Raw genomic sequence first — 23,045 nt, 5'->3', positions numbered from 1 at the left:
CCGCCCCCGGCCTCGCCGGCGCGCGGCCTCCAAGCCCGTTCGCGGGCGGGGCTGTTCGCCGTCGCCTCCCGGCGGGCACCCGCGGTCCCGTGCGGCGGCCGGAGAGCCGGGTGCGGGTCCTCGTGCGCAGGGCCCGTCCCACCGACCTGAGTACGGCGTGAGTACGCGCACTCATGTCCCGGCCCGGGGGGCGGAACCACACTCCGAAGCATGACCCCGATACCGCCCCCGGCCGAGGAACTGCGGCTCCTGGACGCCGAGCTGCGTCAACTGGACGCCCGCCGAGCCGTGTTGCTGCACCGCCGTGCGTGGCTGGTCCACGTGCTCCAGCCACGGCCCGGCATGCCGGCCGGCCCGGTCGCCGCTCCACGGGTACCGCCGGCCCGGCGGCCCGAGGCCACGGCGCCCGGCGTGCAGAACGTGCTGCTGCTCCTCGGCGGCGCGCTGCTGACCGTGGCCGCCATCGCGTTCACCCTGGTCAGCTGGGGGCATCTGGGCATCGTCGGCCGGTCCGTCGTGCTCGGCGCGGTGACCGCGGCCGTGCTCGGATCACCGGCGGTGCTGCTGCGGCGCGGTCTGCGGTCGACCGCCGAGTCGCTGGCGGGGCTCGGGCTCGTCCTCACGGTGCTGGACGCGTACGCGCTGCGCGCGGCGGCCCTTCCGCACGTCGACGGCTTCGGGTACGCGGCGTTCGCCTCGGCCGCTCTGGCGGTGGGCTGGGCCGCTTACGGACACGCGTTCGGCGCGCGGCGTGCGGGCCCGGCGGGCGCGGGGCGGGAGCCCGGCGCGGCCCCCGACGCCGCCGGGCGGCCGGGCAGGGGGTCGGCGCGCGGCCTGCGGCTGCCGCTGCCGGCCGCCGTGTTCGCCGCTCAGTTCCCGCTCGTGCTGTGGGCCCTCGCCGTCGGGGCCGAGGCGCACGCGGTCACGGCCGCCCTGCTGGCGACGGCGGCGCTCGACGCGACGGTCGCCCTGCGTTTCCCGGCGACGGCGGTCCGGGTGGCCGCCGCCGCGGGCGCGTTCGGCCTCGGCGGCTCGGGCACGCTGGCCGGCTTCCTGCTCTCCTGGACGGCCAGCGGGCCGAGCGCCGCCGCGCAGGCGGCTGCGCTGCTGCTGCTGGCCGCGTCGATCGCCCTCACGGTGGCGTGGACCGCGGACCGGCCGGGCCTGGCGACCGGCGCGGCCGCGGCCGGCGGACTGATCGCGGTCGGCGCGGCCGGCGGGGTGCTGCGGACCCTGCTTCCCGCCGAGTGGACGGTGACCGGCCATGTCGTCTGCGGGCTCCTGCTGCTGGCGGCCGTGCGGCCCGGGGTACCGGAACCGGTGCGCCGCGGGACGGCCGCGGCCTCCGGGACCGTGCAGGCTCTCGCGGTGCTGGCGGCGCTCCCGGCGGTGGCGGTGTCCGTCGTGGGACCGCTCGCCCGGCTGGGCTCGGTCTGGTCGGGCGCGCCGGCGTCCGCCCGGGAGGCGGTGACGGACGGCCTGCTGCCCGTCCCCAGCCTGGTCGGCGCGCCGGTCGTCCTCGGCCTGGTCGCGGCGGTCCTGGTCCGGGCGGTGCGCTCGGCGGACCAGCGCCCGCGGGCCCTGGTGGCCGCCGTGGTCCTGACCTGGGGAGCGGCGCTGACGCTGCCGGCCGCACTCGGCCTCTCCTTCACGGGCGGCCTGGTGGCGCACGCCCTGACGACGGCGGCCCTGCTGGCGCACGCCCGCCGCGCCCGCCCCGCGGTGACGCCCGCGGTCCTCGCCCTCGCCACCTCGGTCGACCTCGCCCTCCTGGCGCTGGCCTCGCGGCCGGCGACGCTGGCCGTGTCGGCCGCACTGGCACTCGTCTTCGCCGTGACCGCGCGGCGGCCCGGCCTCGGCCCGTTCGCCGCCCCCGCGGCGGTCGCGCACGCCACCGTCCTCGCCTGCGCGGCGGCCGCGTCCTTCGGCTGGCAGCCCCCGCACGCGGGCCTGCTCGTCCTGGTGGTGCCCGCGCTGGCCGCCCTGTCCGCGGCGCGCTCCGACGACGTGCCGACGACGGTGGCGGTCGAGATCGCCGGGACCGTCGCCGCGCTGGTCGCCGTCGCCCTGGCCGCCACGGACCTCCCGACGCTCGCCACGGTCCTCGCGCTGTGCGGTGTCGTCGCGGCCGCCACGGCGGCGCGCGCGGACCGCCGGTCGGTCGGGTACGCCGCCACCGCCCTGTTCGTGCTCGCCGCCTGGGTCCGGCTCACGGCCTGGGGGGTGAGTGCCCCGGAGGCGTACACCCTGCCCGTGTCGGTCCCGGCCCTGTTCGTGGGCGCGTACCGGCGGCGCGTGGACCCGGCGGTGTCGTCGTGGACCGCGTACGCGCCCGGCCTGTGCCTGACCCTCGTACCGAGCCTGATGGCCGCGTGGGCCGACGCGCAGGCAGCGCGCCCCCTGCTGCTCGGCGCCGCGGCGCTCGCCGTGACGCTGCTGGGCGCCCGGCACCGCCTCCAGGCCCCGCTGGCGCTCGGCGGGGCGGCGCTCCTCCTGGACGCCTTGCACGAACTCGCCCCGTACATCGTGCAGCTGGTCGACGCGCTGCCCCGCTGGGTCCCGCTGGCCCTGGCCGGTGCCCTGCTGCTCGGTCTGGGCGCCACGTACGAGCAGCGGTTGCGCGACGCGCGGCGGGTGCGGGACGTGCTGGGACGGATGGGCTGACGGCGCGGCGGCCCGCCAGGCCGGCCGCGCCGCCCGACCGTGACCACGGCCCGTCACGCACCCGCGTCGCGTCGGCCCCGGCCGCGGTTGCGGCGGCCGGTCCGGCGGGGCCCGCTCGGCCGGACGGCTTCGGACCGCCGGAGTGAATGCGCGAGGGCCTCGGCGGCAATGGGATGCGGCCCGGGGCCGACCGGCTCACGTCCGGCGCCCGTGGGCGGAAGGGCGGAGTCCGCGCGGGCGGGGCGGGATTGCCGACCGTTTCCCGCGCGCTCCCGCACAATTCGGCAGGGGGCCGTCCGGGCGTTTCTCCCGCGCGTCGGGCCGCGGGTACTTGACGAGCGCCCGGAGTCCCGCCCGTTGCACGGGGGCCCGGGCGGCGCCGCTCCCCCACGCCGCCGGAACCCGCCCCCCACCGCCCCAAGCGCCCCCGTCCCGGCGGCAGGTGACACGGCGTCGGGGCCGCGACAGGAAAACGAACGCATTTCCATCCACCGGGACCCCGGTTCCCGACCCCGTGCCCGCCAATTCGACGAACGACGGAAATACCCCTCTCCATCTCTCCCGAGAGATCGGACGGACTCGCGTTCTTGTCGTACTTCCGCAGAAATACGGCAACGCCCGGAAATACGCGCACCGGATTTCCGGGCACTGCACGGAACAAGAGCTTCTCTCAGAAGTCCACATAATCCGGGAAGTTCACTTCCCGGTGGCCGGTAAAGCCCACCTTCCGCCACGGAAGCCGACCCTGACCCTCCGTCACACCGGGGGGTCGGAGCCGGCCCGACGCTGACCGTCCGTCACCACGCGCGTCCCCCGTGCGTCACGGGCGAGGCCGGCGGGTCGCGGCGGGGCGGACCGGGAATCCGGCCGGACCCCGACCTCGCGCGACGGGCGCGCCCGCTCGCCGCGGCGCGGCCCGGGCCGCCTCCGCGACCGGAACGCCGCAGGCGGAGCGCACGCGCTCGACCGGTCGAACAGGTTGCGCACCGCGGGCCGGGCGCAGTGCACGGCCGAAAACATACGGCCACCGCCGGCTTCGGCGGCGGCGGACGGAACGGAGCGTGAGCGACGGCGCCCGCTCCGTGGCGCAGCGGCCCGCACCGAAGGGGGCCGGCCCGACCCACGAGGACACCCCGCGCGACGTGACCGGAGGACGCGGGAGGGGAGCGGTCCATCCGGAACAGGGCCGCACCACCGGACGGACCCGGGCCCGGCCTCCCGGGTCGCGGTGATCCGTGCGCGCGGCCCGGGGCACCGGCGGGCCGGACGCCCCCGTGCGCGGGCCGTGCGGGGTACCGGTGCGCGGCCGGAGCGCACCGGACGGCGCCGCGCGGACGGCACCCGCCGCGACGTCCCACGCGGCCGGCGGTTCCGGGCACGGCGAAGGCCCCGGTCCACGATGACGTGGACCGGGGCCTTTCGCACAAGTGGGCGATACTGGGTTCGAACCAGTGACCTCTTCGGTGTGAACGAAGCGCTCTCCCGCTGAGCTAATCGCCCGGGCGCAGGGAGAACATTACCCCATGTCAGGGGATGGCCTCGACCGGCGCGGACGGACCGCCGGGGGCGGGTGCCGGGGCGTCACTCCGCGATGTTCCAGGGCATCTCGAAGCCGAACTTCCAGACGTACACGGTGACGAGCACGGCCACGACCACCAGGCCGATCGTCGTCAGGATGATGTTGCGGCGGCGGACCCGGGGGTCGAGGGCGCGCTGGGTCGCCTCCGTGACCTTGCGTTTCGTCCAGCGGAGCACCAGCTGGGCCCAGACGAACTCGGTCGCCCAGATGGCCATGCCGCCGAAGATCACCAGCCAGCCGGGGCCGGGCAGGGGCAGCATGATCACGCCGGCGACGACCACCGCGAGCCCGACGACGAAAACGCCGACCTGCCAGCTCACGTGCAGCGCGCGGCGCGACCTGACGAATTCCGGCGCCCGCGAACCGAGCGCTCGCTCATTCTCCGCTTCGTCGTCCACCACGGCGACCTTGCCCGACTCGTCACTCCCCGTATTCATACGACCAAACCCTACCCGAGAGAATCCGGTCACCGGAATGGCCCTATCCGGCGAAGGCGCCCTCGGCCGGATGAGTTACATAAAGACACGCAAAACCCTCGAAGGGGTTTACAACGGCACCGTAGGTGGCATGTCGATTTCGCCGACGTGCGAATCCCCGAGCGCACACTGAGCGAAAGGCCCTGGCGCTTATGAACACCACGGTCAGCTGCGAGCTGCACCTGCGCCTCGTTGTGTCGAGCGAGTCCTCACTGCCTGTACCCGCAGGACTGCGGTATGACACGGCCGATCCCTACGCCGTGCACGCCACCTTCCACACCGGAGCCGAGGAAACCGTCGAGTGGGTGTTCGCCCGCGACCTCCTCGCCGAGGGCCTGCACCGGCCCACCGGTACCGGAGACGTCCGAGTCTGGCCGTCCCGGAGCCACGGCCAGGGCGTCGTCTGCATCGCCCTGAGCTCTCCGGAGGGCGAAGCCCTGCTCGAAGCCCCCGCGAGGGCCCTGGAATCCTTCCTGAAGCGAACGGACGCAGCCGTGCCCCCGGGCACGGAACACCGGCACTTCGACCTCGACACGGAGCTCTCGCACATCCTGGCCGAGAGCTGACGCGTCTCCACAGAGCCGCCCGGCGCCGTCCACTCGGGGAGACGGCTCGGGCCCACAACCGCATAGGGATGACACCGGCGCCGGCGTCGCGGAAGGTCCGCGGCACCGGCGCCGGTGCGTGTCCGGCGTCCCGGCGTCCGCGCGCGCCCGCCGGGACGCACTACCATCGGCCAGCATCGGACGGGCGCCCTCGCCCGGCCCCCAGGCCAGGGAGCGAATCGTGCTGATCACCCACGACACCCGGTGCGCGCTCGACACCGTGGTGGATCTGGTGAACACCGCACCGGAGGACGGGACCGCCGACGGGCTCGCGGACGTCCCGTCGCTCGCGGACTTCGTGCGCACGCACGCCATCAGCGACGTCGGGGTGCTGTCCGCGGACGATCTCGCCGCGGTGCTCCGGATCCGCGGCCGGTTCGCCGCGATCTTCGCGGCCGAGGCGCCGCGGGCCGCCGCCGCGCTCATCAACGAGCTGATCGCCGCCGCGGGCACCACCCCCCGGCTGACCGATCACGACGGCTACGACTGGCACGTGCACTACTTCGCGCCGGGGGCCTCGGTCGCCGACCACCTCGCCGCCGACTGCGGGATGGCCCTGGCCTTCTTCGTCGTCGCCGGGGAGCAGGACCGGCTGCGCCGCTGTGAGGCGCCGGACTGCCGGCGGGCCTTCGTGGACCTCTCCCGCAACCGCTCCCGCCGCTACTGCGACAGTCGCACCTGCGGCAACCGGCTCCACGTGGCCGCCTACCGGGCACGCCGCAAGGAGGCCACCGGCTGAGCCGTGGCCGGCCGGCCTCCGGGGGACGCCCGGTGCGCGACGGCGGGGATCGAGAGCGGGGACACCAGGCCGGGCGCCCTCCGGGGGGACCGGACCGACGGAGCCCTCGGCGGGTGACGCCAGGGGCTCCGTGTACAGCTCAGAGCAGCAGCAGGTCGTGCAGCGAAGCCATGAGGAGCAAGCAGCCGATCACTGTCAGGAAGATCATCAGCGGCGGCTGGGAGAGCGCGAAGAGACAACCTCGCCGCTCCTTGGACGGGGCGGCGGTGTCGCTCGGTGTTGTGTCCAGCATCTCGCGGGCGATGATGACGCAGGCGGCACTCCCTGCGCGATCAACACGCACGGAATATACGGGAGTTCGCTGGATCATGTGACGGGCGTGCCCGAACCTGAACGGTTCGGCGCGTTCCGTGCGCCGCGCGTGCGATCTTGTGGACGATCCCCCCCCCCGCGCGCCACGCCGCCCCGGCCCGCTCGCTCCGCTCGGACGCGCGGGGCGGAGCGTCCCGGGGCAGGCCCTCCGGCCGGAACGGGAGTCCATGCCGGCACCGCGTCACCGGCGGACCCGCCCGGCGCTCCGGGAGCCGACCTCACGAGCGTCGCGGGCGCACCGGCGCGTTCCGGCGGGGTACCGCCCTCCCACCCGGCCCCCGGCGGCCCGGCCCGCGCCCGCGGGCCGTCCGGGCGGGACGGCACCGCCGCACCCGCCCCGAGTCCGGCGAACGCCGGTCGGCGGCACCCCGGCCGGCGTCTGTCAGATGCCGTGCTTCTTCAGGATGGCCTCGATGTCGCTGAAGTCGTCGCCCGCTTCCCCGCCGCGCGGCGCGGCGGTGGGACGGGGCGCCTGCCCCAGCGTGGGCGCCGACGCCGCGGGAGCGACCGCGTCGCGCTCCGCGGCCGCCTTCGCCGCCTTGCGCTCCCTGCGGGTCCCGCCGCCCCGTCGCTCCACGGCTCGGGTGATCATGAACAGCAGCCAGGCGCCGCCCAGCACCACGAAGCCGGCCCAGGCGGTCGGGCTGAACGCGGTGTCGGCCACCCAGCCCACCGCGCCCGTCATGACCAGGCCGATCGGCACCAGGGAGTAGGCGGCGATCCGGGCGGCCGACAGGAAACGCTTGCGGTACGCCGTCACGGCCGCGATGCCGAGCCCGGCCACGGAAACGGCGGAACAGACGGTCTCGGCAATCATCCGGTCCTCCGGGCAGCGTCGGTCGAGCGGGCGGTTCGTCCCTTCCATCCTGCACCGACACCCGGCTCCGGGGCCACGCCCGGGGCCAACCTCAGGGAGATCTCGGGGGTGCCCTCCTCCCCGGGTGCCGGTCGGGCCGCCCGCTGCCGGAACCCACCGGTTCGTCCACTCCCCGCCCGGACTGGAAGACTGGCGACCATGAACGACTTCTCCCCCGCCTCCGCCGCCCCCGGCCAGGACCCCGTCGTGCTGGACGTGTGGTGCGAGCTGCAGTGCACCGACTGCCGTGACGCGCTCGCCGACCTCCGGGCCCTGCGGGCCCGCTTCGGCGACCGCCTGGAGGTGCGGCTGCGGCACTTCCCGCTGGAGAAGCACCGGCACGCCTTCGCCGCGGCGCAGGCGGCGGAGGAGGCCGCCGAGCAGGGCGGCGGCTGGGCCTACGTCGAGGCCGTGCTCGGCCGGGTGGCGGAGCTGGACCGCGGCGGCGAGCGCTTCCTGGTCGAGGTCGCCGGAGAACTCGGCCTGGACGCCGAGGAGTTCGACACGGCGCTGATCGACGGCCGGCACATCCTGATCGTCGACGCGGACCAGGCGGAGGGCAAGGCGATCGGCGTGACCGGTACGCCGACGTACGTCATCGGCGGTGAACGTCTGGACGGCGGAACGAGCCAGGACGGACTGCGCGAGCGTGTCGAGCGGATCGCGGAGCGGCTGCTCGCCGAGCAGGGCTGAGCCGGCCGCGGCGCCGGGCGGCAGGCCGGGAGCGGCAGGCCGCTCCCGGCCGCCTTCCCGGTCTCCGGGCCGGGGCCGTGCCGCCTGACGCGCTACAGCAGGTTCTTGTAGAGGTAGTACTCCGTCGTCCCGTAGCCGAGGGACGCGTAGAGCCGTTCGGCCGGGGCGTTGTCCGCGAAGACGTGCAGCGCGAGGCGCCGGCAGCCCGCCGCGCCCGCCTGCGCCTCGGCGAGCAGCATGAGCGTCCGGCCGTGGCCGTGGCCGCGCCGGCCGGCGCGGACGGCGACGTCGTAGACGAACGCGCGCCCGTCCCGGAGTCCGAGCCACAGCTCGCCGACCGGGACGCCGTCGTGTTCCAGGACGGTCAGCAGCGCGCCCGGGCTGTCCTGCCCCCGGGGCAGCGCTCTGCGGAAGTCGCGGTCCGACTTGGCGTGGGCCTCGGCCTCCGGCACCCCGCGCCGAATCCAGTCCTCGGCGTACTCCCGCCGCCCGGCGCGTTCCCAGGCCGCGTACTCGTCGGGGGTCATCGGCCGCGTGGCGGCGCCCGGCGGCAGCGTGGGCGCGTCCGCGCCGACGGCCTTCTCCATGCCGCGGCCGCGCAGGACGTAGCCGAGCGCACGGGTGAGGGCGAGGGCCCGGGGCGCGTCCCCCGGCACCGCGACCTCGATCTGCCGGCAGCCCCAGCCGCGCGCCACCTCCTCCGCGGCCAGGGCGGCCACGGTGCCGCGACCGCGGCCGCGGTCGGGCTCCTCGATGCGGAGGTCGCTGATCCTGGCGAAGTCCGGTCCGAGTTCGGCGCTCGTGGCGAGGCGCACCGCTCCGACCGGACGGCTGTTCACGCACACCTGGTAGCGGCGTGAACGCCTCCCGTCCTCGGCGAGCTGAAGCGGCTCGGTCGGCCGCAGGGTGGTGGTCATCACAAGAGTTCTACCCCGTGCGGCGCGCGGTCGGCCCTGCCCCCTCGTCATCGGGCCCCGCCGGCCGCGCAGGGTCAGGGGTCGAGGTCGTCGCCGGCCCGCTCCTCGAAGATCCGCATCGCCTTGGCGGTCACCGGCCCCGGCGCGCCCGGCAGTTCGCGTCCGTCGATCCGGTGCACGGCCTGCACGTCGCGCAGCGTGGAGGTCAGGAAGACCTCGTCGGCGCGGTCCAGGACGTCGACGGGCAGATCGGTCTCGCGGGCGCCGGTCCACTCCACGGTGAGGGCGCGGGTGATGCCGGCGAGGCAGCCGGAGGCTACGGGCGGGGTGTGGATCTCGCCGTCGAGGACGACGAAGACGTTCGATCCGGTGCCCTCGCAGAGCCGGCCCACGGTGTTCGCGAACAGCGCCTCGGACGCGCCGTGTTCCCGGGCGCGGGCCAGGGCGACGACGTTCTCGGCGTACGAGGTGGTCTTCAGGCCGGTCAGGGCGCCGCGTTCGTTGCGGGTCCAGGGCACGGTGACGACGGCAGTGGTGTCGGGACGCCGGTCGGAGGAGCCGAGCGCGACGACGAGGGTGGTGCCGCGGTCGCCGCGGTCCGAGCCGAGCGGGCCGTGGCCGCCGGTGTAGGTGATGCGCAGCCGGCCCAGCGGCATCGGGTTGGCGTCGAGGACGGCGGCGCAGGCCCGGCGGACCTCGTCGGCGTCGGGTTCGGGCAGGCCGAGACCGCGTGCGGAACGGGCCAGCCGGTCGAGGTGGCGGGTCAGCGCGAACGGGCGTCCGTGGACGGCCTTCACGGTCTCGAAGATGCCGTCACCCACGGTCAGTCCGTGGTCGAGGACGGAGACGCGGGCGGCGTCCATGTCCTGCAGCCCGCCGTCGAGCCAGAGCTTCACTGATCACCTCGCGGATGCGTGCCGGACCCGCCGTCCGGGGCGGTGCCGCCGCTCGGTGTGCGGCGGCCCCCGGACCGGGTCAGGGCGAGACGGCCCCGTCGGCCGCCTCGTACTCCCCCGACGCTACCGCGAGCAGCCGGGCCGCCTTCAGCTCGGTCTCCCGCCACTCCCCCTCGGGGTCGGAGCCCCAGGTGATCCCGGCGCCGGTGCCGAAGCGCAGGGCGCCGGCTGCGCGGTCGATCCAGAAGGTGCGGATGCCCACGGCCAGCTCGCCGGTGCCGCGGTCGGCGTCGACCCAGCCGATGCCTCCGCAGTAGGGTCCGCGCGGCACGGTCTCCAGGGCGTCGATGATCCGCAGGGCGCTGGACTTCGGCGCTCCGGTGACGGAGCCGGGCGGGAAGGCGGCGGCCAGGAGTCCGGGCCAGCCGGCGCCGGCGCGCAGGGTGCCGCGGACGCCGGACACCAGGTGCACGAGCCCCGGGTGCTTCTCGACGACGCAGAGGTCGGGCACCGTGACGCTGCCCGGTTCGCAGACCCGGCCGATGTCGTTGCGGACGAGGTCCACGATCATGACGTTCTCGGCGTAGTCCTTCTCCAGCAGGTCCGCCTCGGTGCGTCCGGTGCCCTTGATCGGTCCCGACTCGATCACGCGGCCGGTGCGGCGCAGGAAGAGTTCCGGCGAGGCGGTGGCCGTCTCGACGCCGTGGCCGGGGAGCCGGATCGTTCCGGCGTACGGAGCCGGGTTGCCGCGGGCCAGCAGGGCGGTCAGCGCGTCCACGTCGGCGCCGGGCTCGACGGGCGCGGAGAGGACCCGGCACAGGTTCGCCTGGTAGACCTCGCCGGCCGCGATGTGCTCGCGTATCCGCCGCACTCCGGCCGTGTACGCGGCGCGGTCGAGGGACGACGTCCAGTCGCCGGCCGCGGGTCCCCGCCACCGGCCGGGCACCGGGGCGGGCACCGGCTCCCGGCGTACGTCACGGAAGCGGGCGCAGGTCAGGCGCCCTTCGAAGTCGGCGGCGACGGCCCAGAATCCGGCCGATTCCAGGGCCGCGGGGTCGGCGGTGACGTCGAGGAGGCCGGTCGCGACGAGGTCGCCGAAACGGGCGAGCGGAGGGAGGTCGAGCACGTGGTCGAGTCTAGAGCGGGCGTCCTGAGGGTGCCCTGACCACGTCCTCGGCCGGACAGGGCGCAGCACGCTGCACAAACGCGTTTTTGTACTGGCCCCGGAATCCGCTAGAGTTCAACTCGTCGCCGGGCCGCGCAAGCGGAACGGAAACGACAAGCGGACGTAGCTCAGTTGGTAGAGCGCAACCTTGCCAAGGTTGAGGTCGCCAGTTCGAACCTGGTCGTCCGCTCGCAGGAACGCGGGGGATCTTCCCGAACCACCGCACTCCTGGTGGAGTGGCCGAGAGGCGAGGCAACGGCCTGCAAAGCCGTCTACACGGGTTCAAATCCCGTCTCCACCTCCAAGGACGATTAGCTCAGCGGGAGAGCGCTTCCCTGACACGGAAGAGGTCACTGGTTCAATCCCAGTATCGTCCACTGGTCCGCAAGGATCCCCGCGCGATTAGCTCAGCGGGAGAGCGCTTCCCTGACACGGAAGAGGTCACTGGTTCAATCCCAGTATCGCGCACGCAGCATCAGCGGGAGACGTGGCGCATCGCCGCGTGACCTGCGCGATTAGCTCAGCGGGAGAGCGCTTCCCTGACACGGAAGAGGTCACTGGTTCAATCCCAGTATCGCGCACCACCGAAAGCCCCCGGCCGTCTCGTACGGCCGGGGGCTTCGTCGTGTCCGGTCCCGCCGTGGCCCACCCGGCCACGGCGGGACCGGAGGGGCCGCTCCGGTGCGGAGCGGCCCCTCCGCACGGTCAGGACGAGAAGAGCATGTGCCCAAAGCTCTTGTGCCGGCGGTGACCGCCGTGACCGCCGTAGTGGCCGCCGCCGTGACCGCCGTGCTGCGGGGCTCCCCAGGCGGGCGCGGGCGCGGAGGGGTAGCCCTGCGGGACGCCCGGGGGCGGCGGGGCGGGCTGCGCCCACTGCGACTCCACCCGCGTCAGGGCCTCCAGCTCGCCGTAGTCGAGAAAAATCCCGCGGCAGCCGCTGCACTGCTCGATCTGCACACCGTTGCGGTTGTACGTGTGCATCGGCGCATGGCACTTCGGACACTGCATGCTCGGCTCAACTCCTCGCCGGTCGGTACTGCTTCCGTCAGGACAGACACTGCCCGGCGTCCGCCGGTTGCACCCGCGCCGGGAATCATCGGCCCGGCGCCCGGCACGTCACCCCGGCATGCGGTCGCACGCGTCGACGACGGCCTGCTGCACCTCGTCCAACGGACGCCGCGCCGCCGCGGACTTGGCGACGGCGAGCGCGGCGGTCTGCACGGTGAGGGCGCGGGCGGCGGTGTCGAGGGCGGGCCACGGGTCGCCCTGCGCGGGGACGGCGGGTCCGCCCGCACGCCGGTAGGCGGTCAGGAACCGCAGCCACTCGTCGGGCGGGAGCAGCCCGCACGCGTACCAGGCGGCCGGCCGGGCCAGGTCCCAGACGGGGGCGCCGACGCCCAGGTCGTCGACGTCGATGAGGACCCAGGGGCCGTCCGGCGCGGGATGCCGGACGAGCTGGCCGAGGTGCAGGTCGCCGTGGCAGAGCGTGGTGGCCCCCGGCATCGGGGCGTGCGAGCGCGCCCAGCCGGGCAGGCCGTCCCAGGCCCGGAGCACGGGCCCGGCGCCGGGGTGCGGGCCGGCCGCGCGCAGCCGGGCGATCGCGCGGGCGGCCTTGGCGGGGCCGCGCATGGGTGGCAGGCCGGCCGGGACCGGGGCCCGGTGCAGCCGGGCGAGGAGGGTCGCGGCGGCCTCCCAGGGGGCGGCCTGCGGAGTGTCGGGGTCGACGGGGCTGCCGTAGGGCCAGAGGGTCACCTGCCGGCCGAGCAGCTCGGTCGGCGCGGGCCGCCGCGGGGGCAGCAGGACGCCGGGCAGGCGTGCGGCGACACGGAGGCGGCGGCTCAGCGCCGCGGGGTCCGTGTCCGGGGCGTGGGCCTTCGCGACGGTGTCGCCGTGCCGCACGACGGTGGCGTCGTCGCGGTCCGCGAGCGCCGCGTCCGCGGTGGCGCAGGTGCAGTCCGCGGCCGGATGGGCGGCACGGCGCGCGCCCGCGGCGAGCGCCGACAGCAGGTCGTCTGCGGTCACGTATCCCCCTGGAACGGTGCGGCCCGCCGGGGTGGCCGGGGCCTGCGGCACCGCGGACGAGCCTACGCAGGCGGCCGGCGCGGCGGCGGAACGGCCCGGCCCCGGGCGGCCGTGCGCGGTGAGGGCCCGGGCCGGCGCCGGCGGTTCGCGGGGACGGGGGATGAGGAATGCCCGCGCAGCTCCCCAGCTGCGCGGGCATTCCTCGTGCCGTCCGCCGCACCCCCGTCCCCACGGGGTTTCATGGCCGGATGTCCCCGCCCGGACCGCTCTTCCGGGCCTGGGGCGCCGCTCAGCGCCCCAGCATCACGCCCACGGACGACGCCTGTGTGACCACTGCCTCCCAGCCGCCGAAGACGACCACGAGCAGGGCCGCCAGGGGAAGGACCATCGCCGTCGCCACCAGGGGGTGGCGACGGCCCCGGGGACGGGTGCCGGACGCCGCGCCGCGGGCTGCGCGCCCCTGCGTGCGGAACGCCGTCCGCGATGCCGTCCGGGACATGGTCCCTCTCCTGACCGAGTTTCTGTTGTGCTGGGCAGCGGCGGGCGCTTGACCTCGGGGGACGAGTGCTGCACCCGCCGCTTGACCTCCAATCTAGGGGCACGGCGCGGGCACGGCGTCATGCCCTCGTACCGATTGGCGGGCCTCCCGGAGGATGAGCGACGACCTGCGGACTACTCCCCTGGGTGGAGACGCGGCCCCGGGTCTCAGGGTCTTCCCCGAGGGGGCGCGATCCGCCCCTACAGCTCCGGACCGACCTCCCGGGGAACCGGCTGCTCCACCAGAGCGAGCACCCGGGTCGCCATGAAGCGGGCGGTCCGCACCACTGATCCACTTCGGGTGACTTCGCTCACTTCGACCACCCCGCGGCGCACCGCCGTCTCCACCCTGCGCCCCGCTCTGCTCGCCACCACCTCGTACGTACGCGTCGTGTCCCCGGCATCCACGACGATCTCCACGCGGTCACCCTTCACGGACTCAATCCCCCTTCTGTGACGGGTGGTTGGGATGAGGCGCTCCCCGAAGAGGTCCTGGGCGCACGCTCCCTGACCACCTCTCAAGTCTCCCACCCGGCACTGACAATCGATCGGGACGAGAGGGCGCGGCCTCTGCGCGCACCCGGCCGGGGAAACGTAAGCTGTGGCTCGTCAAACGGACCGGGCAGCGGGGATGGACATGGCGATGATGCGCCTGAGGCGCGAGGACCCGCGTGTCGTCGGCTCGTTCAGGCTTCACCGACGGCTCGGCGCGGGCGGGATGGGCGTGGTCTACCTCGGTTCCGACCGGCGCGGACAGCGGGTCGCCCTGAAGGTGATCCGGCCGGACCTGGCGGAGGATCAGGAGTTCCGTTCGCGGTTCGCCCGCGAGGTCTCGGCGGCACGCCGGATCAGGGGCGGCTGCACGGCGCGCCTCGTCGCCGCCGACCTGGAGGCCGACCGCCCGTGGTTCGCCACGCAGTACGTGCCCGGGCCGTCCCTGCACGACAAGGTCGCGGAGGAGGGGCCGCTGGCGGCCTCCGACGTCGCCGCCGTCGGTGCCGCGCTCTCCGAGGGGCTGGTGGCGGTGCACGAGGCGGGCGTCGTCCACCGCGACCTCAAGCCGTCGAACATCCTGCTGTCCCCGAAGGGGCCGCGGATCATCGACTTCGGCATCGCCTGGGCGACCGGCGCCAGCACGCTCACGCACGTCGGCACGGCCGTCGGCTCCCCCGGGTTCCTCGCCCCGGAGCAGGTGCGCGGCGCGGCCGTCACCCCGGCGACGGACGTGTTCGCGCTGGGCGCGACGCTGGCGTACGCGGCGACCCAGGACTCGCCGTTCGGGCAGGGCAGCTCCGAGGTGATGCTCTACCGCGTGGTGCACGAGGAGCCCCAGCTGCACGGCGTTCCGGACGCGCTCGCGCCGCTCGTCCGCGCCTGCCTGGCCAAGGACCCCGAGGAGCGGCCCAGCACGCTCCAGTTGTCGCTGCGGCTCAAGGAGATCGCGGCGCGCGAGGCGCAGGGCATGGCGGACGTCCGGCCGCCCACGCAGCGCGTCGACCCGGACCGGCCCTCGGGCCGTCTCGCCGAGAGCTACGCCGAGCAGCGCACCCAGCGGCGCCCGCAGGGCACTCCCCCGCCGCGCACCGGCGGGACGGGCGCCGGGGCACGGTCGGGCGCCCGGCCCGCGCCCTCCCGCACCGCCGGGCGGTCCGGCAGCAGGCCGGCGCCGCGCAGCGGCACCGGACGGCCCGGGCCGCGGACGACCGGCACCGGCCGGCGGCCCGCCAACCCGCGGCTGCTGCGCCAGCGGCTGTTCGTCTTCGTCGTGGTCACGCTGCTCGTCGCACTCGGGATCGCGGTCGCCCAGGGCTGCCAGGGACCGGCCCGCGGACTGGGCGGCGAGGACCGGCGCACGGACGTGCGCAGCGAGCAGCCGACGGGCGCCCCCGCGCCCTCGGCCGGCCCGGCGGCGGGCGCCGCCCGCGGCGGGACGCCGCCGGACGGCCGAGCATCGGTCCCGTCTGCGGACGGGTGAGCGCGGGTCCCGTGGGCGGCTCGGCTGCGGGGACGTCACATCCCGGGGCGGCCGGTGGCCACGGCGTAGAAGGCGACGGCCGCCGCCGCTCCGACGTTCAGCGAGTCGACACCGTGCGCCATGGGGATGCGGACCCACTCGTCGGCGGCCCTCAGAGCGCGGGCGGACAGTCCGTCGCCCTCGGCTCCGAGCATCAGCGCGACCCGCTCCATGCGGTGCGGGGCGGTCTCGTCGAGGGAGCGGGCCTTCTCGTCCGGGGTGAGGGCGAGCAGGGTGAACCCGGCGTCGCGGACGGTGTCCAGGCTCCTGGGCCAGGCGTCCAGCCGGGCGTAGGGGACGGAGAAGACCGCGCCCATCGAGACCTTCACCGAGCGGCGGTACAGGGGGTCCGCGCAGTCCGGGGAGAGCAGCACCGCGTCCATGCCGAGCGCGGCGGCGGAGCGGAAGATGGCACCGATGTTGGTGTGGTCGTTGACCGACTCCATGACGACGACCCGGCGCGCGGAGCGCAGCAGTTCGGCGGCGTCGGGCAGCGGCTTGCGCTGCATGGAGGCGAGGGCGCCCCGGTGCACGTGGTACCCGGTGACCCGCTCGGCCAGCTCGGGGCCGACCACGTAGACGGGGGCGGGCAGTTCGTCGATGACGTCCCGCATCACGTCGACCCACTTGGCCGACAGCAGCATGGAGCGCATCGCGTACCCGGCGTCCCCGGCACGCCGGATGACCTTCTCGCCCTCGGCGATGAACAGGCCCTCGGCGGGTTCGCGCCGGCGGCGCAGCTCGACGTCGGTGAGGTCCGTGTAGTCGCTCAGACGCGGGTCGTCGGGATCGTCGACGGTGATGAGATCGGCCACGGGGTGTACTGCCTGTCCTGGGTGTGGTGCCAACGGCTGGGAACGGGTCGGGGCGGGTCGCCCGTGGTCACGCGGAGGTCGTGGTCACGCGGAGGTTCCGGGGCCCGCGTTCACGACGTCGCCGATGACGATGACCGCGGGCGGGCGCACGTCCTCGGTGCGGACGGTCTCGGCGACCGTGCCGAGCGTGGCGTCGACGCGGCGCTGCGCGGCGGTGGTGCCCTCCTGGACGAGCGCCACCGGGGTGGCGGCCGGCCTGCCGTGCGCGACGAGGGTGTCGGCGATCATGCCGATCTTGTCGACGCCCATCAGCACGACGAGGGTGCCGCGGAGCCGGGCCAGAGCCGGCCAGTCGACGAGCGAGCGCGCGTCGTCCGGGGCGACGTGGCCGCTGACCACGGTGAACTCGTGGGCGACTCCCCGGTGGGTGACCGGGATGCCGGCCGCGCCCGGCACGGAGATCGAGCTGGAGATGCCCGGGACGATCGTGCAGGGGATGCCCGCCTCGGCGAGCGCCTGCGCCTCCTCCATGCCGCGGCCGAAGACGAAGGGGTCGCCGCCCTTGAGGCGGACGACGGCCTTGCCCTGCTTCGCGTGCTCGACGAGCGCGTTGTTGATGGCCTCCTGGGCCATGTACCGGCCGTAGGGGATCTTGGCCGCGTCGATCACCTCGACGTGCGGCGGAAGTTCGGCGAGCAGGTCCCGGGGGCCGAGCCGGTCCGCGATGACCACGTCGGCCTCGGCGAGCAGACGGCGTCCGCGCACGGTGATGAGGTCCGGGTCGCCGGGCCCGCCGCCGACCAGGGCGACACCCGCCGTACGCGTTCGGTAGTGGGGCGCGACGAGTGTGCCGTCGCGCAGGCCCTCGACGACGGCGTCCCGGATCGCGGCGGTGTGCCGCGGGTCGCGGCCCCTGGCGTCCGTGGTGAGGACGGCGACGGTCACGCCCTCGCTGTGGCCGGTGGCCGGGGTCCAGGCGGTCGCCCGGTCGGCGTCGTCGGCGCGGACGCACCAGACGCGGTGCCGCTCCCCCTCGGCCGACGCGGCGGCGTTGGCGTCCGGGTCGTCGGTGGCGATCAGCGCGTACCAGGCGTCGGCGAGGTCGCCTTCCTCGTACGGGCGCCGCGTCCAGTGGATCTCCCCGGCGTCCGCCATCGCCTCGACCGACGGGGTGGCGCCCGGGGACACGAGGTGGATGTCGGCGCCGGCCGCTATCAGGGCCGGGAGCCGTCGCTGGGCCACCTGGCCGCCGCCGAGGACGACGACACGGCGTCCGGCGAGACGGAGGCCCACGGGGTAGGCGGGATGTTCGGCCATGGAGGTACGGCTCCTCGTGCGGGCGGGCGGTGCGGTGGGCGCGCCGCGGCTTCGGAGCGGCCCTGACGTGGGGATCTTAGGCGTGCGTCCAGAGTACGGCGGAGCCGGGTGGGCGGGCGCTCGCCCGCCCGCCCCGGCCGCCGCCGGCGGACCTACTTCTCGGTCACGCCGGCCGAGTCGAACGTCGCCACCTCGTGCATGGCGCGGGCCGCGCTCTGCACCACCGGCAGGGCGAGCAGGGCCCCGGTTCCCTCGCCGAGGCGCAGGTCGAGGTCGATCAGCGGCCGCAGGCCCAGCTTGTTGAGGGCGGCGACGTGACCGGGCTCGGCGCTGCGGTGGCCGGCGATGCAGGCGGCCAGCACCTCGGGGGCGATCGCCCGGGCCACCAGGGCGGCGGCGCCGGCGCTCACGCCGTCCAGGATCACCGGTGTCCGCAGGGAGGCTCCGCCGAGCAGGAGCCCGACCATGGCCGCGTGCTCCAGGCCGCCGACGGCGGCGAGGACGCCGATGGGGTCGGCGGGGTCCGGTCCGTGCAGTTCGACGGCGCGGCGCACGACCTCGGTCTTGCGGGCGAGGGTCTCGTCGTTGATCCCGGTGCCGCGTCCGGTGACCTCGGCGGGGTCGGCCCCGGTGTAGACGGCGATCAGGGCGGCCGAGGCGGTCGTGTTGGCGATGCCCATCTCTCCGGTCAGCAGCGCCTTGTTGCCGGCGGCGACGAGGTCGCGGGCCGTCTCGATGCCCACCTCGACGGCCGCGACGACCTCCTCGCGGGTCATCGCCGGACCGGTCGTCATGTCGGCGGTGCCGGCCCGGACCTTGCGGGGCAGCAGTCCGGGGGTGGCCGGCAGGTCGGAGGCGACGCCCACGTCGATGACGCAGACCTCGGCGCCGACCTGGTTGGCGAAGGCGTTGCAGACCGCCCCGCCGCCGAGGAAGTTGGCCACCATCTGCCCGGTGACCTCCTGCGGCCACGGGGTGACGCCCTGCGCGTGCACGCCATGGTCCCCGGCGAAGATCGCGACGGCGGCCGGCTCCGGGATCGGCGGCGGGCACATCCGGGAGAGGCCGGAGAGCTGCGCGGAGATGATCTCCAGCATCCCGAGGGCCCCGGCGGGCTTGGTCATCCGCTTCTGGCGCTCCCACGCCTCGCCGAGCGCCTTGGCGTCCAGCGGGCGGATGTTGGAGACGGTCTCGGCGAGCAGGTCGTGCGGCTCCTCGCCGGGCAGGGCGCGCCGGCCGTAGGTCTCCTCGTGCACCACCCAGGACAGCGGCCGCCGCTTGGACCAGCCGGCCTGCATCAGCTCGGGCTCGTCGGGGAACTCGTCGACGTACCCGACGCACAGGTAGGCGACCACCTCCAGGTGGTCGGGGAGCCCGAGCGCGCGGACCATCTCGCGTTCGTCGAAGAAGCTGACCCAGCCGACGCCCAGGCCCTCGGCGCGGGCGGCGAGCCACAGGTTCTCGACCGCGAGGGCGGAGGAGTAGGGCGCCATCTGCGGCTGGGTGTGGCGGCCCAGGGTGTGGCGGCCGCCGCGGGTCGGGTCGGCGGTGACGACGATGTTCACCGGGGTGTCGAGGATGGCCTCGATCTTCAGTTCCTTGAACTGCTTGGCGCGGCCCTTGGGGAGCGACTTGGCGTAGGCCTCGCGCTGCCGCTGGGCGAGTTCGTGCATGCTGCGCCGGGTCTCGGCGGAGCGGATGACGACGAAGTCCCAGGGCTGGGAGTGCCCGACGGAGGGCGCGGTGTGCGCGGCCTCCAGGACCCGCAGCAGCACGTCGTGCGGGATGGGGTCGCCGCGGAAGCCGTTGCGGATGTCGCGGCGCTCGCGCATCACCCGCAGCACGGCCTCGCGTTCGGCGTCGTCGTAGCCGGGGGCCGCCGGGCCGCCGGGGCCGGCCTCCGCGGCCGTGTGCTCCTCCTGGCCGGCGCCCCGGGTGTCCAGGTCCTCCGCGCGCTGCGCGGCGACGGGCTCCGGTTCGGCGTCGGACGGCACGGGACCGGCCTCCGCCTCGCGCGGGGCGGGAACGGCCCCCTCGGCGGATCCGAGGTCCGGGGCCACGGGGCCGGCGGGCGGCTCCGGGGCCGGCGCGAGATGCGCGACGGGCTCGGGTCCGGGGTCCGCCGGCTGCGGTTCGGCGACCGGCTCGGCGGGCAGCGGCGGCGCCGTCATGGCGTGCGCCGGGGTCGGGGCGAGGTGCGCGGAGGCCGCCACCTGGCCCTCCACCGGAGCGAACCGGCCGACGGAGTCGTCCGCGGACGGCGCGGGCGAGGGGGCCGCGAGGGCTTCGGCGTCCCCGGCGGCGTCCGCCTGGTGCGGCTCGCCCGGCTCAGGGTGGACGGCATGCGCGGCGACGCCGACCGGCACGGAACCGGCGTCCGGGCCGTCCTCGGTGGTGAACACGGCCGCGGGGACCTCGTCCGCCGCGGGCGATGCCCCGTTCACGGTGGCGGCGGCCGGTCCCTCCGCGGGCTGCACGGCGCCCTGCGGGACGGCGTCGAGGCCGTCGACCGGGCGGCCGTGCGAGGCCCCGGCGGTGTGCGCGGCCAGGGCGGACAGCGCGGACCCGGACGGGTCGAAGCCGGGCTGGGCGTGGGTCTGCGGGGCGTCCGGACGGGGCGCTTCGGCGAGGTGCGGGGCGCTCGGGTCCGGGACGGAGGCGGCGGCCTGGTCCGGGACCGCGCCCTCCGGCGCGGCGGGTTCGGCGTACCGCGCCGCTTCGCCGGGCTCCTGGGGCGCCGCCGCGAGGGGAGCGTCGGGGGCCGGGTACGGCTCGTCGGCGGGCTCGGTGTCCGCGTGCGCCGGGAGATCCGGCGCGTGCACGTCCGGGCCGGGGTCGGCGAGGGCCGCCGGCTCGGCGTCCGGGGTGGCCGGAACGGCGTCCGGGGTGGCCGGAACGGCGTCCGGGGAGCCCAGGGTGGCGGGGGCGTCCGGGAACTGCGGGGCGTCGGAGACCGGCGGGCCGGACGGACCGTCCGCTGCGGGCACCGCCTCCGGGCCGGGCTCGCCGGCGGCGGGCGGCTCGACGTCCTGGAGGTCGAGGGACGCCTCGGCGGACGGGGCGGACGGGGCGGCCGGCGGGGTCGCGTCGTCCGGGGCCGCGCCGTGGCCGGGAGCGTGCGCGTGCCCGGTCTCCTGGGCCGCGCCGGCCGGGTCGGGCGCCGCGGGGTCCGGACCGGGCCCGGCGGCGGCCTGCGGGACGACCGGCTCCGCGGCCACGGCCTCCGGCCCGGCCTGCGGAGCGCCCCAGGGCACGGCACCCTGCGGCGCGGTGTCGCCGGCCGCGGCGGTGTCGAGGTACTCGGGTCCCGCGGTCACCGGGCCGGCGTGCCGCGCCGGGGCGACCGGCGCGGCCACGGAGCCGGGCCGGGCGCCCGCGGGTCCGCGGTCGGCCAGCGACCGCACCGGGCTGGAGGAGCCGTCCGGCGTCGGCGGGCCGAGGTGCAGCGGGCGGCGGGGCGGAACGGGCTGCTGAGGGGGTGCCGGTGCCACGGTGCGGACGGCACCGAGGTCGACGGAGCCGGTGTCGCGGCCGGCCGCCTCGTGCGGGCCGGGCTCGTGGGCGAAGGGCATGGGCGCCGGCGGCGGCACCTCGTTGCCCCAGGCGCCCTGGGCGCCGGGGGCGCCCGGGAGCAGCAGGAGGTCGTCGTCCTCCGCGGAGCCCGCGGAGGGGTCGAGGTAGGCGTACGCACCCGGCGCGGCGACGCCCGGCTGCTCCACCATGCCTGCGCCCTCCGGCATTCCCTCGCCCGGGACCTGGCCGGTGTCGGTCATGCGTACCCCTCGCCCATCGGTTAGTGCTTCCTAGTCCAGCTCGCCCGGAACGGCGCACCGACCGCCCCGCAGTGAAGAACGAGCGTGCGTGCCCAGCGGCACGAACGACCGGCCGAGAAAGACGACAAAGCCATCGACTGGCATTGTCCCGGCCGTCCCGCTCTCGCGACAGCGTGATCCGCGAGCATGCGCTGTGGACTGCGCCACGTTGCGCGTCCTCCGGTTCTGCCGTACCACACACGCCTCAAAACGGGCGGGTTTTCCGGACATTGGCCTACGAAAGGCCGACCCCTCGGGAGCGGTACAACGATCGGCCAGCCTACCGCGCGCAGTACGACAACAGGATCACGGGGCGCGATCGGGCAGACGGCCGCTGAGCAGGAACGCGACGCTCCGCTCCTTCTCCGTCCAGGCCCTCGTGTCGAGTTCGACGGACTGGATGAGGGCGCACTCGACGTCGTAGCCGTGTTCGGTCAGGTCGCGGCCGACGAGTTCGGCGGCGTCGCGGGTGGCGGCGTGCGTGACGATGCGCTGCGGGCGGCGGTCGGCGACGGCGGAGACGACCGCCGCTCCCCCGGCGCCCACGCGCACGACGTCGGGTTCGGGCAGGTCCTCCAGGGCGTGCGGCGCGTTCCCGCGCACGATCTGCATCTGCACCCCGAAGCGGCGGGCGGCGTGCTCGGTGCGGGCGCAGGCGCCGGGGCTGCGGTCGACCGCGATGACGGCGGCGCCGGTGCGGGCGGCCTCGGTGGCGAAGGCGCCGCTGCCGCAGCCGATGTCCCAGACGAGGTCGCCGACCCGCGGCCCGAGGCGGGCGAGTTGGGCCGAGCGCAGCAGTTCCGTCTCGCCCTCGCCGAGCGCGCCGCCGTACGCCTGGGCGGGCAGCGCCCAGCCGCGCGGCCCGGCGCCGGGCTCGCCGCCGGCGATCCAGCCCCCTTCGGCGGTGGCCGTGGCGCCGCCGATGACGATCACCACGTTGGGGTCGCGCCAGCTGTGGTCGGCCGCCTTGTCCGAGGTCAGCATGGTGACCCGCTCGTCCGGTGTGCCGAGTTCCTCGCAGATGACGAAGGTGCGGTGCACCCCGTCGAGCAGCAGTCCGAGTTCCGCGGGGCCCGCTCCGGGCGAGGTGAGGACGGCGACCTTGGTATGGGCGCGGCACACGTTCACCGCGCGGCGCAGCGTGCGCCCGTGGGCGACGACCACCTGGGCGTCGTCCCAGGGCATTCCGGCGCGGGCGAAGGCGGCGGCCACGGCGGAGACGGCGGGGACGACCTCGACCTCCAGGCCGAACTCCGGCGCGCGCAGGGTGCGGACGACGCCGAAGAACCCCGGGTCTCCGTCGGCGAGGACGACGGCGGTCCCGCGGTGGCCGGCGATGCGCCGGGCGGCGAGCCCGACACTGCCGAGCCGGACGCGTTCCGCGCTGCGGGGCACCTCGGGGAGCCCGAGATGGTGCGGCGCGCCCGCGACGAGTGTGGCGGCGCCGAGGGCGGAGCGTGCCGCCGCGGTGAGCGGTGAGCCGTCCCAGCCGATCACCGTGACCCGGTCGGCCATCGTCGTCAGTCTCCAGAGGGTCGTCGCGGGTCGTCGGGTCCGGCCCGAGCG

At 75.9% G+C, this 23,045-nt stretch carries 19 protein-coding genes and 6 tRNA genes; 10 read left to right on the top strand and 15 right to left on the bottom strand.

All coding sequences use genetic code 11. The features are described 5' to 3' along the window. The first annotated feature begins 210 nt into the window (after positions 1–210). Complete coding sequence (locus ACGFS9_RS06200) at positions 211–2,664, top strand: SCO7613 C-terminal domain-containing membrane protein (RefSeq protein WP_393251124.1); 2,454 nt, start codon at positions 211–213, stop codon at positions 2,662–2,664. 1,428 nt (positions 2,665–4,092) lie between these two features. On the opposite strand, the gene ACGFS9_RS06195 is transcribed toward ACGFS9_RS06200, so the two are convergent. Together ACGFS9_RS06195 and ACGFS9_RS06190 are read right to left on the bottom strand one after the other, a co-directional pair. Continuing rightward, positions 4,093–4,164: transfer RNA gene (locus ACGFS9_RS06195), tRNA-Val, on the bottom strand. An 81-nt stretch (positions 4,165–4,245) separates the two neighbouring features. After that, positions 4,246–4,680, bottom strand: coding sequence for a TIGR02611 family protein (locus ACGFS9_RS06190; RefSeq protein WP_393251123.1), 435 nt, complete (start codon positions 4,678–4,680; stop codon positions 4,246–4,248). A 191-nt stretch (positions 4,681–4,871) separates the two neighbouring features. Between ACGFS9_RS06190 and ACGFS9_RS06185 the strand changes: the two genes are divergently transcribed. Together ACGFS9_RS06185 and ACGFS9_RS06180 are read left to right on the top strand one after the other, a co-directional pair. Then, the gene (locus ACGFS9_RS06185; RefSeq protein ID WP_003959770.1) at positions 4,872–5,285 is read left to right on the top strand and encodes an SsgA family sporulation/cell division regulator; all 414 of its coding nucleotides are present in this window, start codon (positions 4,872–4,874) and stop codon (positions 5,283–5,285) included. 220 nt (positions 5,286–5,505) lie between these two features. Continuing rightward, positions 5,506–6,063, top strand: coding sequence for a CGNR zinc finger domain-containing protein (locus ACGFS9_RS06180; protein ID WP_393251122.1), 558 nt, complete (start codon positions 5,506–5,508; stop codon positions 6,061–6,063). Between the two features lie 139 nt (positions 6,064–6,202). Here the strand turns inward: ACGFS9_RS06180 and ACGFS9_RS06175 are convergent, their stop codons facing one another. Together ACGFS9_RS06175 and ACGFS9_RS06170 are read right to left on the bottom strand one after the other, a co-directional pair. After that, a complete protein-coding gene (locus tag ACGFS9_RS06175; RefSeq protein WP_393251290.1) occupies positions 6,203–6,406 on the bottom strand; it encodes a hypothetical protein in 204 nt (67 codons plus the stop codon). A gap of 411 nt (positions 6,407–6,817) precedes the next feature. Next, the gene (locus tag ACGFS9_RS06170; protein WP_393251121.1) at positions 6,818–7,252 is read right to left on the bottom strand and encodes a hypothetical protein; all 435 of its coding nucleotides are present in this window, start codon (positions 7,250–7,252) and stop codon (positions 6,818–6,820) included. A gap of 198 nt (positions 7,253–7,450) precedes the next feature. Here ACGFS9_RS06170 and ACGFS9_RS06165 point away from each other — a divergent pair, with 198 nt between their 5' ends. Then, on the top strand, positions 7,451–7,984 hold the full coding sequence (locus ACGFS9_RS06165) for a DsbA family protein (RefSeq protein WP_393251120.1): 534 nt from the start codon (positions 7,451–7,453) through the stop codon (positions 7,982–7,984). A gap of 92 nt (positions 7,985–8,076) precedes the next feature. On the opposite strand, the gene ACGFS9_RS06160 is transcribed toward ACGFS9_RS06165, so the two are convergent. The 3 genes from ACGFS9_RS06160 to ACGFS9_RS06150 all read right to left on the bottom strand — a co-directional run bounded on the left by ACGFS9_RS06160 (position 8,077) and on the right by ACGFS9_RS06150 (position 10,923). After that, positions 8,077–8,901 (bottom strand): GNAT family N-acetyltransferase, encoded by an 825-nt coding sequence (locus ACGFS9_RS06160; protein ID WP_393251119.1) that lies wholly within the window; start codon positions 8,899–8,901, stop codon positions 8,077–8,079. 74 nt (positions 8,902–8,975) lie between these two features. Beyond that, positions 8,976–9,797 carry an aminotransferase class IV gene (locus ACGFS9_RS06155; protein ID WP_393251118.1) on the bottom strand — a complete coding sequence of 274 codons (822 nt, stop codon included), beginning with the start codon at positions 9,795–9,797 and terminating at the stop codon, positions 8,976–8,978. Between the two features lie 79 nt (positions 9,798–9,876). Then, positions 9,877–10,923, bottom strand: a complete 1,047-nt coding sequence (locus ACGFS9_RS06150) for a chorismate-binding protein (RefSeq protein ID WP_393251117.1) — start codon at positions 10,921–10,923, stop codon at positions 9,877–9,879. A gap of 156 nt (positions 10,924–11,079) precedes the next feature. Here ACGFS9_RS06150 and ACGFS9_RS06145 point away from each other — a divergent pair. The 5 genes from ACGFS9_RS06145 (at position 11,080) to ACGFS9_RS06125 (ending at position 11,546) form a co-directional block, all read left to right on the top strand. After that, positions 11,080–11,152, top strand: a tRNA-Gly gene (locus tag ACGFS9_RS06145). 40 nt (positions 11,153–11,192) lie between these two features. Beyond that, a tRNA-Cys gene (locus tag ACGFS9_RS06140) sits at positions 11,193–11,266 on the top strand. A 1-nt stretch (position 11,267) separates the two neighbouring features. Continuing rightward, a tRNA-Val gene (locus ACGFS9_RS06135) sits at positions 11,268–11,339 on the top strand. A 19-nt stretch (positions 11,340–11,358) separates the two neighbouring features. Next, positions 11,359–11,430: transfer RNA gene (locus ACGFS9_RS06130), tRNA-Val, on the top strand. 41 nt (positions 11,431–11,471) lie between these two features. Further along, a tRNA-Val gene (locus tag ACGFS9_RS06125) sits at positions 11,472–11,546 on the top strand. A gap of 121 nt (positions 11,547–11,667) precedes the next feature. Here the strand turns inward: ACGFS9_RS06125 and ACGFS9_RS06120 are convergent. The 4 genes from ACGFS9_RS06120 to ACGFS9_RS06105 all read right to left on the bottom strand — a co-directional run bounded on the left by ACGFS9_RS06120 (position 11,668) and on the right by ACGFS9_RS06105 (position 13,956). Then, on the bottom strand, positions 11,668–11,970 hold the full coding sequence (locus ACGFS9_RS06120; protein WP_393251116.1) for a zf-TFIIB domain-containing protein: 303 nt from the start codon (positions 11,968–11,970) through the stop codon (positions 11,668–11,670). Between the two features lie 108 nt (positions 11,971–12,078). After that, on the bottom strand, positions 12,079–12,984 hold the full coding sequence (locus ACGFS9_RS06115; RefSeq protein WP_393251115.1) for an aminoglycoside phosphotransferase family protein: 906 nt from the start codon (positions 12,982–12,984) through the stop codon (positions 12,079–12,081). 289 nt (positions 12,985–13,273) lie between these two features. Beyond that, positions 13,274–13,483 carry a hypothetical protein gene (locus tag ACGFS9_RS06110; protein WP_393251114.1) on the bottom strand — a complete coding sequence of 70 codons (210 nt, stop codon included), beginning with the start codon at positions 13,481–13,483 and terminating at the stop codon, positions 13,274–13,276. A 239-nt stretch (positions 13,484–13,722) separates the two neighbouring features. Then, entirely contained in the window at positions 13,723–13,956 is a 234-nt protein-coding gene (locus tag ACGFS9_RS06105) for a hypothetical protein (RefSeq protein ID WP_393251113.1), read from the bottom strand. 196 nt (positions 13,957–14,152) lie between these two features. On the opposite strand from ACGFS9_RS06105, the gene ACGFS9_RS06100 reads away from it, so the two are divergent. Beyond that, positions 14,153–15,496 (top strand): serine/threonine-protein kinase, encoded by a 1,344-nt coding sequence (locus tag ACGFS9_RS06100; protein WP_393251284.1) that lies wholly within the window; start codon positions 14,153–14,155, stop codon positions 15,494–15,496. A 35-nt stretch (positions 15,497–15,531) separates the two neighbouring features. Here the strand turns inward: ACGFS9_RS06100 and ACGFS9_RS06095 are convergent, their stop codons facing one another. From ACGFS9_RS06095 to cbiE, 4 genes are all read right to left on the bottom strand, one after another. After that, positions 15,532–16,350, bottom strand: coding sequence for a TrmH family RNA methyltransferase (locus ACGFS9_RS06095; RefSeq protein WP_393251112.1), 819 nt, complete (start codon positions 16,348–16,350; stop codon positions 15,532–15,534). An 84-nt stretch (positions 16,351–16,434) separates the two neighbouring features. Next, entirely contained in the window at positions 16,435–17,667 is a 1,233-nt protein-coding gene (gene cobA / locus ACGFS9_RS06090; protein WP_393251111.1) for a uroporphyrinogen-III C-methyltransferase, read from the bottom strand. Between the two features lie 152 nt (positions 17,668–17,819). Continuing rightward, positions 17,820–21,440, bottom strand: coding sequence for a nicotinate-nucleotide--dimethylbenzimidazole phosphoribosyltransferase (cobT, locus tag ACGFS9_RS06085; protein WP_393251110.1), 3,621 nt, complete (start codon positions 21,438–21,440; stop codon positions 17,820–17,822). 345 nt (positions 21,441–21,785) lie between these two features. Beyond that, positions 21,786–22,994: a precorrin-6y C5,15-methyltransferase (decarboxylating) subunit CbiE gene (gene cbiE / locus ACGFS9_RS06080; protein ID WP_393251109.1), complete on the bottom strand. Its 1,209-nt coding sequence runs from the start codon at positions 22,992–22,994 to the stop codon at positions 21,786–21,788. Positions 22,995–23,045 lie beyond the last annotated feature (51 nt).

Origin of the sequence: Streptomyces sp. NPDC048566, from assembly GCF_043199735.1 — a bacterium.
Lineage (GTDB): Bacteria > Actinomycetota > Actinomycetes > Streptomycetales > Streptomycetaceae > Streptomyces.
This window is presented reverse-complemented; position numbering and strand designations above follow the sequence as displayed.